Source organism: Thermus scotoductus DSM 8553, from assembly GCF_000381045.1.
In the GTDB taxonomy this organism is placed as follows: Bacteria; Deinococcota; Deinococci; order Deinococcales; family Thermaceae; genus Thermus; species Thermus scotoductus.
Map to the genome: position 1 here is coordinate 1 of NZ_KB905729.1, position 12,589 is coordinate 12,589.

The 12,589-nt window shown below is 65.9% G+C and carries 14 protein-coding genes, 1 tRNA gene and 1 rRNA gene; 6 read left to right on the forward strand and 10 right to left on the reverse strand.

The features are described from left to right. Both F604_RS0100005 and F604_RS0100010 read left to right on the forward strand, forming a co-directional pair. Positions 1-537: ribosomal RNA gene (locus F604_RS0100005) — 16S ribosomal RNA — on the forward strand; the annotation flags it as partial. Between the two features lie 91 nt (positions 538-628). Continuing rightward, the gene (locus tag F604_RS0100010; protein ID WP_019549867.1) at positions 629-1,111 is read left to right on the forward strand and encodes an NUDIX hydrolase; all 483 of its coding nucleotides are present in this window, start codon (positions 629-631) and stop codon (positions 1,109-1,111) included. Here F604_RS0100010 and meaB read toward each other — a convergent pair. The 4 genes from meaB to F604_RS0100030 are packed head-to-tail and all read right to left on the reverse strand — an operon-like array spanning position 1,108 to position 4,483. Next, entirely contained in the window at positions 1,108-2,040 is a 933-nt protein-coding gene (meaB, locus tag F604_RS0100015) for a methylmalonyl Co-A mutase-associated GTPase MeaB (protein WP_019549868.1), read from the reverse strand. The genes F604_RS0100010 and meaB overlap by 4 nt on opposite strands. 32 nt (positions 2,041-2,072) lie before the next feature. Continuing rightward, complete coding sequence (locus tag F604_RS0100020; RefSeq protein WP_019549869.1) at positions 2,073-2,447, reverse strand: RidA family protein; 375 nt, start codon at positions 2,445-2,447, stop codon at positions 2,073-2,075. A gap of 4 nt (positions 2,448-2,451) precedes the next feature. Then, positions 2,452-4,269 (reverse strand): protein kinase domain-containing protein, encoded by a 1,818-nt coding sequence (locus F604_RS0100025; RefSeq protein ID WP_019549870.1) that lies wholly within the window; start codon positions 4,267-4,269, stop codon positions 2,452-2,454. A gap of 1 nt (position 4,270) precedes the next feature. After that, positions 4,271-4,483 carry a hypothetical protein gene (locus tag F604_RS0100030; RefSeq protein WP_015716565.1) on the reverse strand — a complete coding sequence of 71 codons (213 nt, stop codon included), beginning with the start codon at positions 4,481-4,483 and terminating at the stop codon, positions 4,271-4,273. Positions 4,484-4,569: 86 nt separating this feature from the next. Between F604_RS0100030 and murA the strand changes: the two genes are divergently transcribed. After that, complete coding sequence (murA, locus tag F604_RS0100035; protein WP_019549871.1) at positions 4,570-5,865, forward strand: UDP-N-acetylglucosamine 1-carboxyvinyltransferase; 1,296 nt, start codon at positions 4,570-4,572, stop codon at positions 5,863-5,865. A 56-nt stretch (positions 5,866-5,921) separates the two neighbouring features. Here the strand turns inward: murA and F604_RS0100040 are convergent, their stop codons facing one another. Next, positions 5,922-6,368, reverse strand: coding sequence for a hypothetical protein (locus F604_RS0100040; protein WP_026328879.1), 447 nt, complete (start codon positions 6,366-6,368; stop codon positions 5,922-5,924). 83 nt (positions 6,369-6,451) lie between these two features. On the opposite strand from F604_RS0100040, the gene prfB reads away from it, so the two are divergent. Beyond that, positions 6,452-7,550, forward strand: a protein-coding gene (gene prfB / locus F604_RS0100045) for a peptide chain release factor 2 (protein ID WP_126170943.1) whose coding sequence is annotated in 2 segments (ribosomal slippage) — positions 6,452-6,502 and positions 6,504-7,550 — 1,098 coding nt in all. Because the reading frame shifts where the segments join, the coding sequence is not laid out codon by codon here. Between the two features lies 1 nt (position 7,551). On the opposite strand, the gene phoU is transcribed toward prfB, so the two are convergent. From phoU to F604_RS0100060, 3 genes are read right to left on the reverse strand one after another with little or no spacing between them, the layout of a single operon-like run. After that, positions 7,552-8,214, reverse strand: a complete 663-nt coding sequence (gene phoU / locus F604_RS0100050) for a phosphate signaling complex protein PhoU (protein WP_019549874.1) — start codon at positions 8,212-8,214, stop codon at positions 7,552-7,554. A 14-nt stretch (positions 8,215-8,228) separates the two neighbouring features. Beyond that, a complete protein-coding gene (locus F604_RS0100055) occupies positions 8,229-9,122 on the reverse strand; it encodes a sensor histidine kinase (RefSeq protein ID WP_019549875.1) in 894 nt (297 codons plus the stop codon). Further along, positions 9,119-9,832: a response regulator transcription factor gene (locus F604_RS0100060; protein WP_019549876.1), complete on the reverse strand. Its 714-nt coding sequence runs from the start codon at positions 9,830-9,832 to the stop codon at positions 9,119-9,121. The genes F604_RS0100055 and F604_RS0100060 overlap by 4 nt, the downstream gene beginning before the upstream one ends. A gap of 91 nt (positions 9,833-9,923) precedes the next feature. Between F604_RS0100060 and F604_RS0100065 the strand changes: the two genes are divergently transcribed. Together F604_RS0100065 and F604_RS0100070 are read left to right on the forward strand one after the other, a co-directional pair. After that, positions 9,924-9,998: transfer RNA gene (locus F604_RS0100065), tRNA-Val, on the forward strand. 119 nt (positions 9,999-10,117) lie between these two features. Then, positions 10,118-10,447: a hypothetical protein gene (locus F604_RS0100070; RefSeq protein WP_019549877.1), complete on the forward strand. Its 330-nt coding sequence runs from the start codon at positions 10,118-10,120 to the stop codon at positions 10,445-10,447. A 234-nt stretch (positions 10,448-10,681) separates the two neighbouring features. On the opposite strand, the gene F604_RS0100075 is transcribed toward F604_RS0100070, so the two are convergent. Together F604_RS0100075 and F604_RS0100080 are read right to left on the reverse strand one after the other, a co-directional pair. Further along, the gene (locus tag F604_RS0100075) at positions 10,682-11,818 is read right to left on the reverse strand and encodes a tyrosine-type recombinase/integrase (RefSeq protein ID WP_019549878.1); all 1,137 of its coding nucleotides are present in this window, start codon (positions 11,816-11,818) and stop codon (positions 10,682-10,684) included. Positions 11,819-11,820: 2 nt separating this feature from the next. Next, entirely contained in the window at positions 11,821-12,567 is a 747-nt protein-coding gene (locus F604_RS0100080) for a S24 family peptidase (protein WP_081624226.1), read from the reverse strand. Positions 12,568-12,589: the final 22 nt, after the last annotated feature.

Here is a 12,589-nt window from a genome sequence, read left to right on the forward strand (position 1 = left end):
AACCTAGGTGAAAGCCTGGGGTGCCCGCGAGGGAGCCCCAGCACAGGTGCTGCATGGCCGTCGTCAGCTCGTGTCGTGAGATGTTGGGTTAAGTCCCGCAACGAGCGCAACCCCTGCCCTTAGTTGCCAGCGGGTTGGGCCGGGCACTCTAAGGGGACTGCCTGCGAAAGCAGGAGGAAGGCGGGGACGACGTCTGGTCATCATGGCCCTTACGGCCTGGGCGACACACGTGCTACAATGCCCACTACAGAGCGAGGCGACCCAGTGATGGGGAGCGAATCGCAAAAAGGTGGGCGTAGTTCGGATTGGGGTCTGCAACCCGACCCCATGAAGCCGGAATCGCTAGTAATCGCGGATCAGCCATGCCGCGGTGAATACGTTCCCGGGCCTTGTACACACCGCCCGTCACGCCATGGGAGCGGGTTCTACCCGAAGTCGCCGGGAGCCTTAGGGCAGGCGCCGAGGGTAGGGCTCGTGACTGGGGCGAAGTCGTAACAAGGTAGCTGTACCGGAAGGTGCGGCTGGATCACCTCCTTTCTAAGGAGCATGATGCCCCTGCTCTCCCCTTTTTGAGGTCCTTTGGGGGCGCCTTCGGGCGCCCTTTTTTGTTGCCAGGAGGCGGAACAGCGTGCGGAGGAAGCGTCAGGTCCGGGTGGCCAGAAAGCGGGTGGTGTCCGCCGGGGGTGTGGTCCTTCGGGGAAGGGTTCCCGAGGTATTGGTGGTGTCCCTGAAGGAAGGACGGGTGGTGACCCTTCCCAAGGGGCAGGTGGAGCCTGGGGAGCGTTACCCGGAGACGGCGGTGCGGGAGGTGCGGGAGGAAACCGGGGTGGAGGCGGCGGTGGTTTCCCCCTTGGGCAAGGTGCGCTACTACTTCACCGTGCGGAACGGAGGAGAACCGGTCACGGTGAGCAAGGAGGTGTACTACTTTCTCATGGCCTATCGCGGGGGCGAACCCAGGCCCCAGCCCACCGAGGTGGAGGAGGCCTTTTTCCTGCCTGCCTCGGAGGCCCTGGAGCGCCTTTCCTACCCCAACGAGCGGGAGATGCTCTTAAAGGCCCTGGCCCGCTGGCGTCCCTCCCGGCAGGATTCCTCCCCGGAGCCTGGGGCCTAGGGGTCCAGAAGGGCCAAGGCGGCTTCCTCCGGGGAAAGCTCCCCCCGGGCCACCCGGGCTACCAGGTCGCCTGCGCCTTGGGTCCGCTTCCGCCCCCACTCCTGGATGACGCTTTCCACCTCAAAACGGGCCCGTTCCAGGCGGTGGGCCTCGAGGAGCCCGTGGGCCACGAGGTGCTGGTAATGGGCCTCCAGCCCCTCAAAGAGAGCTTCCACCCCTTCCCCGGTGGCCGCCACCGTGGGGTAGATGGGAGGGTGCCATCCCCCGGGCCGGGGAGGGGCCAGCTCCAGGGCGCTTTTCAACTCCTGGATGATCCTCTCCCCGCCGGGTAGGTCAAACTTGTTCACGGCGAAGAGGTCGGCGATCTCCATGACCCCGGCCTTGAAGGCCTGCACCGCATCCCCCGCCGCTGGGGTGAGGACGAGAAGGGTGGTGTCCGCCACCCGGGCGATGTCCACCTCGCTTTGCCCCACCCCCACGGTTTCCACGAAGATGCGGTCAAAGCCGAAGGCCTCCAGAAGGGCCAAGGCGGCCACCGTGGCCCCCGCCAGGCCCCCCAGGGCTCCCCTCGAGGCCAGGGAGCGGATGTAGACCCCCGGGTCCTGGTGGTGGCGCATCATGCGGATCCGGTCTCCCAGGATGGCCCCTCCGGTGAAGGGGCTGGAGGGGTCCACCGCCAAGACCCCTACCCGCTCCCCCCGCTTCCTGGCCTCCAGGATCAAGCGGTCGGTGAGGGTGCTCTTGCCGGCTCCCGGGCTTCCCGTGATGCCCACCACCTTGGCCCGGGCCTGTCCCCGCAGGCGCTTAAGGAGCTCCTGCCCCACAGGGTGTCCCGATTCCACCAGGGTGAGGGCCCGGGCCAGGGCCCGCACATCCCCTTGGCGAAAGCGGTGGAGAAGTTCTTCCGCTTGGCTTACCTGGGGCGTCATGCTGGTATTTTACGCTTTTTTACCTATCTGCCCTAATCCGCCAGGGCGATGCAGGCCACCTCCACCCGGACCCCTCTGGGCAAGGCCTTCACCGCCACCGTGGCCCGGGCCGGGTAGGGGGGCGAGAAATAGCGGGCGTAGACCTCGTTAAAAAGGGGAAAGTCCTCCATGTCCGAAAGGAAGCAGGTGGTTTGAACCACCCGGGAAAGGCTGGAGCCTGCGGCCTCCAGGATGGCCTGCAGGTTCTCCATGACCTGCTCCGTCTGGGCGCGGATATCCCCCTCCACCAGGGTGCCGTCGGGCTTCAGGGGAATCTGACCGGAAACGAAGACCAGCCCCCCGGCCCGCACCGCCTGGGAGTAGGGGCCGATGGCCTGGGGAGCTTTATCCGTGCTCACCGCTTCCATGCCCCTATCCTACGCCAAAGCGGAAGAGCTTCCCCGCCAGGTTGGCCACCAGGATCTCCTGGGCCAGGGGCAGAGGCGGTACCTGCACCGCCCCCAGACCCGTGGCTTCAAAGACCACCTGGCCCCTTTGGTCCACCGCCAGGAAGCGCCCCTCCTCCGTGGCCACGTACACATGCCCGGCAGCGTAGGAAAGGCCTGCCGTCACCTTGCCCACCTCGAGGCTCCACACCTCCTCCCCCGTGGCCTGGTCCAGGGCCCTCAAGACCCCGTCCCAGGCGGCCACATAGACCCGCTCCTCGTCCAGGGCCAGCCCGCCCCAGATCTCGCCCTCCACGGCGGTGTTCCAGAGGGTTTCCCGGCTCAAGGGATCAAAGGCGTAGATCTCCCCCTCCCAGGTGGGGATGAAGAGCACCCCCCGGTAGGCGGCCACGGGAGCGTGCACGGGGCTGGTTTTCACCTTGTAACGCAAGGCGCCCGTGTCCGGGTCCAGGGCGTAGAGGAACCCGTCCTCCGAGGCCAGGAAGAGGAGGCCCCGGTGGAAGGTGGGGCTGGCGGAGAGATGGCCTCCCGCCTGGAAACGGTAGAGGAGGCGGTCCCGCTCAAAGGCATAGAGGCTTCCGTCCCGGCTGGCCACGAAGACCCGCTCCCCCAAGACCAGGGGAGCGGCGGTGATCTCTGCCCCCGTGTCGGCGCTCCACTCCAGGGCCTGGGCCTTGAAGCGGCGCACCCGGCCGTCCCAGGCGGCCACGTATACCCCACCCCGCACCACCGGGGGAGCGGTGACCTCCTCGGGAAGGTTTTCCCGGCGTACCGTTCCCGAGAGGAGGTCCACCTCCACCAGGCCCCGCCCCGCCCCCAGGTAGACCCGGCCGTGGGCGTAGACCATCTCCCCGGGCCAGGCGGCCTCCCCTCCCAGGTCCACCTTCCCCTTCAGGGAAAGCCTGCGGGGGTCAGGGGCCAGGGGATAGTGGCCCGAGCGGCTGGACCCGGCCCGGGGGGTGGCAAGGCGAAGGGCCTGGAACTCCTGCAGGGGGCTCTTGAAGAGGCTGGGGTGGGAGGGTCTTTCCTCCGGGTGCTTGGCCAAAAGGGAGAGCACCGCCTCCGCCACCCCGGAAGGGATGGTGGGGTTCAAAGCCTGGGGAGGCTTAGGGGACTCGTAGACGTGCTGGAAGAGGATGGCCTGATCGTTTTCCCCCTCGAAGGGGGGTTTGCCGGTAAGGGTGCGGTAGAGGACCGCCCCCAGGCTGTAGAGGTCAGCCCGGGGGGTAAGGGGCAGGCCCTTGGCCTGTTCCGGGGCCATGTAGGTGGGGGTGCCCAGGGTGTACCCGGTGCGGGTCAGGTGGCGGCTTTCCTGCAAGAGGTAGGCTAGACCAAAGTCCATGACCTTGGGATGCCCCTCCTTGGTGAGGAGGATGTTTTTAGGGGTGAGGTCCCGGTGGAGGATGCCCTGGGCGTGGAGGTGGGCCAGGGCTTCCATCACCTGGATGGCTGCCTCGAGGATTCTTTCCCCTTCCGGGCCCTCCTCAAAGGGGCCGAGGCGGTCAAAGGTACCCCCCTCCACCAGCTCCATCACGAAGTAGGGGTGCCCCTCCACCTCCCCCAGGTCGAGCACCTGGACGATGCCCGGATGGAAGAGACGGGAAAGAGCCCGCACCTCCAGGAGAAACCGCTCCCTCTCGGGGGGAAGGGCCCGGGGGTGGAGGAGCTTCACCGCCACCTTGCGGCCCAGGCGCTCGTCCACCGCCCGCCACACCTCGGCCATGCCTCCAGAACCCAAGGAGGCCTCGAGGCGGTACCGCCCGCCCAGGACCATGCCCGTCATTTTATTCCTCGGGCTCCAGCTGCTTCAGGAGTTCGGCCAGCTCCTCCTTGTTGCCCTCCAGCTCCTGCACGATCTTGGCGATGGCCAGGCGCACCACCTCCGACTTGGAAACCAGCCTTTCGGGGCTGGAAAGGGCGTAGGCCGCCCGGGTGAGGAGGGCGTCCTGTTCCTCGGAGATGACCACCTGCAGCCGCTTCTTCTCCTTCTTGGGCATACCTTCCCTTGGGAGAGTGTAGCAAAGAACGCATGCTCTTGACAATGTGGATGGCCCCTTTTATTCTCACTTTGAGTAAGGTGTGTATGATGCTCAAGGACTCGCGGCGGGGCAGCAGGATCTTGCGGATTGAGGGAGGCCAGCCCCTTTCCGGCGAGTTGCGCATTTATCCGGCTAAAAACGCCGCCTTGCCCATCCTGGCGGCAAGCCTTCTCACCCCCGAGCCCATCACCCTCGTGGAGGTGCCCAGGCTGAGGGACGTGGAGGTGATGCTGGAGCTTCTTTCCCACCTGGGCACCCGTTACCAGTGGGAAGGACGCACCCTCCACCTGCACACCCCGGAGATCCGGAACACCCACGCCCCCTATGAGCTGGTGGGGCAGATGCGAGCCAGCTTCATCGTCTGGGGGGCCCTTCTTGCCCGGGTGGGGGAGGGGCGGATCTCCCTGCCGGGGGGGTGCGCCTTTGGGGCCAGGCCCGTGGACCAGCACGTGAAGGCCTTGCGGGCCCTGGGGGCCGAGGTGGTGGAGGAGGAGAACACCTTCTACGCCCGAAGGACCCGTCCCCTGGCGGGGAGGGTGGTCTTCGACCTGCCCACGGTGGGCGGAACCGAGCAGGCCATGCTGGCGGTGGCCCTTGGGGGCGAGGCCACCGTGGTGCAGGCGGCCATGGAACCGGAGGTGGAGGACCTGGGCCATTTCTTGCGGATGCTGGGGGTGGAGGTCCACGGCCTGGGTAGCCCCATCCTGCACATCCGGGGTGCCAGGCAGCTTGGTGGGGGTACTTACCGCATCATCCCCGATCGCATAGAGGCCGGCACCTACCTCCTGGCGGCGGCGGCCACCCGGGGGTCCATCACCCTAAGGGAGGTGCGCCCCGACCACCTGGATGCCCTTTTGGATAAGCTTCAGCAGTCCGGGCACCGGGTGGAGGTGGGGAAGGACTGGGTGCGGTTCTGGGCCGTACCGGATCCCAAGCCCTTCTTCGTGGAGGCCCGGGAGTACCCCGGCTTCCCCACGGATCTTCAGCCCATCGTTACCGCCTATCTGGCCACGGTTCCCGGGCAGAGCGCCATCACCGACCGGGTTTACCCGGACCGCTTCACCCATGTGGGGGAGCTGGCCCGGATGGGGGCGGAGCTCTACCTCCGGGACCGGACCCTCTTGATTAACGGCAAGCGGCTGCGCGGGGCCCAGGTGAAGGCCCTGGATATTCGCGCCGGGGGCGGGCTGGTGGTGGCCGCCCTGAGCGCCGAGGGGGTTTCCGAGATCGAAGGGGTCTACTTTCTGGAACGGGGGTATGAGCACCTGGAGGAGCGCCTGAAGGCCTTAGGGGCCAGGGTGGGTTTGGAGGAGACCCCCTTGGCCCTGGCGGCGGACTGATACCACCCCATGCGGGCTTGGGCCCGCACGGGGTAGTATGAAGCCCCCTGGCGCGCTTAGACGTAGAGGCGTAGGGCTTCGGGGAAACGGAACAGGAGGCGGTCCCGTACCTGCTCGGGGTGGTAGGCCTTTTCCACGTAGCCCGCGGCCCGGAGGGCCTCCAGCACCTCTTTGGCCACCTGACGGTCCCCCTCCAGGCGGAGGGCGAGGAAGGCCAGGGCCTCTTCCTCCTCATCCCCCTCCCCCACGAACTCGGGGTATTCCTGGTCCAGGGCCCGCATGAGGGCCTTGAGGTCCACGGGGCGGCGGGTGAAGGCCCAGCGGGGCCTTTCGCCCGGAAGGAAGTGGGCGTAACCCTGGGCCTCGAGGGCCCGGGCCAGTTCCAGGGCCTCCGGCTGGGGTATCCCCCGCCTTAACAAGAGGGTCACCAAAGCCTCCCGCTCCCCCGGCAGGCCCTGGGGATAGGCCTCTTGTAGGCTGGCGGCCAGCTTCTGTAAGTCCATAGCATAACTATCATACATCCTTAGCCTATTAGACGCAAGGGTGCTTGTATCGGGCTTCGCCTTTCCCTATACTGGGATGCGGTATGGACCTGGAACTCTTGCGCGAACGCCTGGATAGCCTCCGGGGGTATCTTTGACATCCCCGGAAAGGAAGCCCGTTTAAAGGAGCTGGAGAAACGCCTGGAAGACCCGGCCCTCTGGCAGAACCCGGAGGAGGCTAGGCGGATAAGCCAGGAGGCTGCCCGCCTGCGGCGCACGGTGGATACCTTCCGCTCCCTGGAGAGCGACCTCGAGGGCCTCCTGGAGCTGTGGCAGGAGTTTCCCGCAGAGGAGCGGGAGGCCCTTAGGCCTGAGCTTCTGGAGGCGGCCAAGAAGCTGGAAAGCCTTTACCACGAGACGCTTCTTTCCTTCCCCCATGCGGAGAAGAACGCCATCCTCACCATCCAGCCCGGGGCTGGGGGCACAGAGGCCTGCGACTGGGCGGAGATGCTTTTGCGGATGTACACCCGTTTCGCCGAGCGCCAGGGGTTCCAGGTGGAGGTGGTGGACGTGACCCCCGGGGCGGAGGCGGGCATCGACTACGCCCAGATCATCGTCCGGGGGGAGAACGCCTATGGCCTCCTCGCCCCCGAGGCGGGGGTTCACCGCCTGGTCCGTCCCTCCCCCTTTGACGCCTCGGGGCGCCGCCACACCTCCTTTGCCGGGGTGGAGGTGATGCCCGAGGTGGACGACACCGTGGAGGTGGTCATCCGGCCCGAGGACCTGCGCATCGACGTGTTCCGCTCCCAGGGGCACGGGGGCCAGGGGGTGAACACCACCGATAGCGCCGTGCGCATCGTGCACCTGCCCACGGGGATCACCGTCACCTGCCAGACCACCCGGAGCCAGATCAAGAACAAGGAGCTGGCCATGAAGGTTCTCCGCTCCCGGCTTTACGAGCTGGAGTGGAAGAAGAAGCAGGAGGAACTCAGGAAGCTCCGGGGCGAGGTGCGGCCCATCGAGTGGGGAAGCCAGATCCGTAGCTACGTCCTGGACAAGCAGTACGTGAAGGACCACCGCACGGGCCTCATGCGCTTTGACCCCCAGAACGTCCTGGACGGGGACCTCCTGGACTTCATCTGGGCGGGGTTGGAGTGGAAGGCGGGCCGCCGCCAAGGGGTAGAGGAGGTGGAAGCCGAGTAGCTTAGTAAACGTCCTCCGGGGCCTTGTACACCTCCCCGGTGAGCCAGTAGATGACCCTTTCGGCGATGTTCTCCAGGTGGTCCCCAAGCCGTTCGTAGCTCCGGGCCACCCGCATGAGGGTGAGGGCCTTGGTGAGGGTGCGGGGATCTTCCAGCATGTAGGTGATGAGCTCCCGGGTCACCTCCTCGTAGAGGCCGTCCACCTGGTCGTCCATCTCCACCACCTTGCGGGCAAGCCCGGGGTCCCGCTCGGCCACCGCCTTGCCCAGGGTGTCCATCATCTCCAGAAGCCTCTTGCCCATCTCGGGGAGGGTGACGTAGCGCTTAAGGGGGGGTTCCTGCGCCAAAAGGAGGGCGTCCTCGGCCACGTGCATGGCGTAATCTCCGGCCCGTTCCAGGTCGGTGAGGGCCTTGATGATGGTGAAGATGAGCCGAAGGTCCGAGGCCACGGGCTGGTGCCGGGCGATGACGGCTACGGCCTGGTTCTCGATCTTAAGCTCCAGGGCATCCACCTCCTGGTCCTTGGCGATGACCTCTTCGGCCTTGGCCCGGTTCCCCTCCACCAGGGCCTCCGTGGCCTTTTGGGTCATCTCCCGAACCAGGGAGAGCATCCTCAGGGTTTCCCCCACCAGTTCGTTTAGGGCTTTGTCCAGTACCTCGCGCATCTCGCCTCCTTGCCTCAGTTTAGAGGAAGAGCCACGCCAAAAACGTTCTCGGCCCCGTCCCTCAGGGCGTAGGCCTCCCCACCCAGGCCCTGGGCGATCCGGCGTACCAGGTAGAGGCCCAAGCCCTGCCCGGCTCCTCCCTGGAACCCCCGGTGGCGGGGCAGGAAGAGGAGTTCGTAATCCGGAAGTTCCGGCCCTTGGTCCCGCACCTCCAGCAAAAGGCGCCCCCCCTCTTCCCGGGAGAGGAGGCGGATGGGATCTTGGCCGTACTTGAGGGCGTTGTCCAGAAGGTTAAGGAGGATCTGGAAGAGGGCCTCGGGGTCGGTGTGGGCGGTGTGGGGCAGGTGGACCTCCACCCGCCTTTCCCGGATTTTCTCCCTAAGAAGCCTCTCCAGGCGAGGCCAGAGCTCCTCCAGGGGGAAGGTGCGCTTGGGGCCCGGTTGGATGAGGGAGAGGTCCCGCACCAAGCGGGATAGGCGGGCCACCTCCCCCTTGAGGAGGTCCAGCACCTCCTTCTCCTGGAGGGTCCTGGGGGTGAGGGCCTCGAGGAGGGGCCCCATCCCCGCCAGGGGGGTGCGAAGCTCGTGGGCCAGGGCCTGGGTGGCTTCCTCCAGGGCCTCCAGGCGCCGGCTTAGCTCCGTTTCGTCCAGAAGGTAGAGTCTGCCAGGAAGGGCCCTCACCCTAAGGGTACGGCTTCGCACCTCCAGGGTGCGCTCGCCCCCGTGGAGGGCCAGGGCCTCGAGGCGGTGGTCCCGGAGGGCGAGGAGTAGGGGGCGGCCCACCACCTTTTCCCGGCTCACCTCCAAAAGCTCCTCTGCCTTGGGGTTCAGGTAGAGGACCTGCCCGTCCCGGTGAAGGACCAGGCCCTCCAGGGCTTTCTCCCAGGCCTCGGCCAGAAGTTCGTTCACCCTTCCCCCTTGGTCTGGCTGGGACCGTGGTTCGCTTCTTGCGGGGCCACCTTGAAGCGGTACCCCATGCCCCGCACGGTTTCCAGAAAGCGAGGGGCCTTGGGATCTTCGTCTAGCTTCTCCCGGAGCTGGAGCACGTGCTGGTCCACCGTCCTCGGGGTGCCCAGGTAGTCCTGACCCCAGACCGCTTCCAGAAGCTCCTCCCGGGAGTAGACCCGGCCCGGGCGCTGGGCCAGGAAGGCCAGCAGTTCAAACTCCCGCCGGGTTAAGGGTAGGGGCCTGCCGTCCAGGCTGGCCTCCTTGCGCTCCAGGTCCAGGAGAAGGGGTCCGCGCCGGAGCACCTTTCGCCTGCCCGCACGGCGCAGGAGGGCCTCGAGGCGGGCCAAAAGTTCTTCGGTGGCGAAGGGTTTTACCAGGTAGTCGTCGGCCCCTCGGGAAAGCCCCTCCACCCGATCCCGGACCTCGGCCCTGGCGGTGAGCATGAGGACGGGAAGCTCGGGGTAGGCTCCTTGACGCATACGCTCCAGGAGCCGGGTGCCGGGTTCGTCGGGGAGCATCCAGTCCAGGACCACGGCTTCCGCCTCCCGCAACCTTGGCCAGGCTTCCTGGGAGGTGGCGGCCTCCAGCACCCTGTGTCCGGCTTTTTCCAGGGCCAGCCGCACCCCAAGCCGCACCGCTGGCTCGTCCTCCACCACAAGGACCGTGGCCACGACCTTAGTCTAGCCCGAGCCTTGTCAGAGGAAGGTCAGGGCCTTTGCTTGACAGGCCTCCTTGGCCCATGCTACCCTGCAAAAGGCCTGGGGGCGGCTAGCTCAGCGGAAGAGCGCTCGCCTCACACGCGAGAGGTCGTAGGTTCAAGTCCTACGCCGCCCACCACGATGGGAACGGAGAAATCCCCGGGTCAGTCCCCGGGGTTTCGGTTTTTCTTACCCCCTGTCTACCCCTTATCCCGGTTGGGCTCCTTGCCGAACGGCAAATGGGGTTAGCATGGGGGTGTGCGGGAACTCCACTGGGCTCTGGTGCCCGTCCTCTACCTGTGGGGCTCGTATCTCTCCGGTAGTCCGGGCAAGGGCCTCACGGTGGAGAACTACTCGGGCCGGGGAAAGCAGGGCAAACTGCGCCTGTTCGGCGGGCTTATCCAGTCCACCGACCAGCTCAGGGGAACGATCAACCCTTCGGGGGCCCTTACCTCGGGGTACATGGAAACCTACGACTACGACCTGCGCTTTGCCGATAGCGCCCTCGCCCCGCCCAACTTCCCCACCGTTACCATCTTCGACGTGCAAAAGATCCTGCCCACCCCCCTGTCCTTCCGGGAATTCTAGCTGGCTATTTAGCTTAACTCTTCTGCCCTTGACCTGCGCCCCTCCCGGGAGCATCCGGGAAAGTCCAGCACCCGGGATATCCACCCAGGTGAAGAAGGTGTTTGCCACGCGCAATCCCTGGGAGTCCTGTTCCCGGAAGTGGGTACGCTTTGGGGAAAATGCCCACCAGGACGGCACAAAAGCGTCCCCACTTTTTCCAGGCGTACCCACTGTGATGGTGATTACATTCCGGGGCTATTCTTTCCCTTCCGGTTTGGGCAGGAGTTTCAGGGAGCGGAGGGTGGCTTTGAGGTCTTCCTGGGACACTCTGGCGTAGTGCTGGAGGGCGGTTTGGAGGCTTTTGTGGCCTGCGAGGGCGGCGGCGAGTTTGGGGTTTCCGGTTTGGCGGATGATGCGGGTGATGAAGGTGCCCCGGAGGTCGTGGAGGCGGGCTCTGGGCACGCCTGCTTTTTTGAGGATGTCCAGCCAGACCCGGCGGAGGTTTTCCGGGCGGATAGGGGTGCCGTTGAGGGAGGGGAAGACCAGGCCGTGGGGGTGGTAGAGGCCGTCTTCCCGCAGGTGTTCCCGGTGCTGGCGGAGGAGTTCCACGGCTTCCTGTGGGAGGGGGAGGGTGCGGTTGGAGCCGGAGGTTTTGGTGGGTCCCAGGACCACCTTACCGGTGAGGAGGTTGGGGACGAGGGCCTGGCGGATGTGGATTTCTCCCTTTTCCAGGTCCACATCGGGCCAGGTGAGGCCCAGGACCTCACCCCTTCTGAGGCCCAGGGCGGCCAGGAGGTAGAAGGCGGGGAAGAGGCGGTGCCCTCGGGCGACTTCCAGGATGCGGGCCAGTTCCTCCTCGGTGATTTCCCTGCCGGTTTCCCGGCTGGGGAGTTTGGGTAGCTGGGCCAGGTCCACGGGGTTGTGGGTGGTTCTGCCGTAGCGCACGGCCCGCTCATACGCCCCGTGGAGGAAGTTGCGCACGTGGGTGATGACGCTTCGGGAATACCCCCGGCCTGCCAGGTGGCGGAAGAAGGCTTCCAGGGTTTCCGGGGTGATACGGTCCAGGGTGGGGTTGCCGAGGTGTTCCTGGACGAGGGCGATGTAGCGGGTGTAGTGGTAGAGGGTGTTGTGGCGGCGGCCTTCGGTGCGGAGGGCTTCGGTGTGGGCTTCCAGCCAGTCCAGGAGGGGTGGGGGTGAGCCTTCCAGGGGTGTGAGGCCGTAGGCGAGGGCGAGTTTACGGCGGAGGAGGTCGGCCCGTTTGTCGTTTTCCCGGGTTTTGGGGCCTTTGAGGTAGAGGCTTTTGCGCACCCCGGCCACGGTGATGCGGATTTCGTAGGCCCGGAGGTCCTTGCGGTAGCGGACAGAGCCTTCGCCTTTGGGACGGCGGGGCATGGTTACCGAAGCAGATGGCGGCCCGGTTTGCCGTTGGGGAGGGACCGGACCACCTGGATTACCGGACCCCAGATTTTGGAGCCTTCGGGGACGGGTTCATCGGCGTATCTGGGGTTGAGGCTGTGCATGATGGCTTCACCTTTGGGGCCGTAGTAGAGTTGCTTGACGGCGATGCCGTTGCCGGGGATGCCGATGGCTACGATGGTTCCCGGGCCGTAGGCTCCCTCGGTCCAGACGATGGCGATGTCGCCTTCGTAGAGGAGGGGTTCCATGGAGTCGCCTACGATGCGGACCCCGAACACCCGGTTTTCCTTGCCCCTGAGTTCGGGGAGGTAGAGGGTGAGGGTTTCCCGGGCGTCGTCCCATGCGGGGGAACCGGCCCCGGCTTCCACCACGGGGAGGTGAAGGGGGGTAAGCCTGACCTCGCTTTCCGCCAAAACATTGGTCACTTCTAGCCTTTTAGCCATTTCCTTGAATGGCTCACTCCAGTGTTTGATAACCTCCATAATCAGTTCCTCGCTCAGACCGTAAGCCCTGAGGATGGGTATCGCCATCTGGGGCCTTGCCTTGCGCAGGTCCTTATTCCCCGCCTCCAGGTGGGATATGTAGGACGGGTGCACCCTGGTCCTGGCCGCCACCTCGTGTTGCCTCAGCCCTCTCTTTTCCCTGATGTCCCGCAAAAACTTCCCGAACTCCATGGGGGACATCTCCGCTAAAAGTTTCGGGTCCAACCCCTCCATGCCGCTCATGCATATATCCTATCGGGCCATT

Excerpts from the sequence above, each read along its gene's own strand:
- F604_RS0100020 (WP_019549869.1), bottom strand. The coding sequence starts at position 2,447 with ATGGAAGCGGTGAGCACGGATAAAGCTCCCCAGGCCATCGGCCCCTAC.
- F604_RS0100040 (WP_026328879.1), bottom strand. The coding sequence starts at position 6,368 with ATGGACTTACAGAAGCTGGCCGCCAGCCTACAAGAGGCCTATCCCCAG.
- murA (WP_019549871.1), top strand. The coding sequence starts at position 4,570 with ATGATGCTCAAGGACTCGCGGCGGGGCAGCAGGATCTTGCGGATTGAG.
- F604_RS0100080 (WP_081624226.1), bottom strand. The coding sequence starts at position 12,567 with ATGAGCGGCATGGAGGGGTTGGACCCGAAACTTTTAGCGGAGATGTCC.
- phoU (WP_019549874.1), bottom strand. The coding sequence starts at position 8,214 with ATGCGCGAGGTACTGGACAAAGCCCTAAACGAACTGGTGGGGGAAACC.
- F604_RS0100025 (WP_019549870.1), bottom strand. The coding sequence starts at position 4,269 with ATGACGGGCATGGTCCTGGGCGGGCGGTACCGCCTCGAGGCCTCCTTG.
- F604_RS0100075 (WP_019549878.1), bottom strand. The coding sequence starts at position 11,818 with ATGCCCCGCCGTCCCAAAGGCGAAGGCTCTGTCCGCTACCGCAAGGAC.
- F604_RS0100030 (WP_015716565.1), bottom strand. The coding sequence starts at position 4,483 with ATGCCCAAGAAGGAGAAGAAGCGGCTGCAGGTGGTCATCTCCGAGGAA.
- meaB (WP_019549868.1), bottom strand. The coding sequence starts at position 2,040 with ATGACGCCCCAGGTAAGCCAAGCGGAAGAACTTCTCCACCGCTTTCGC.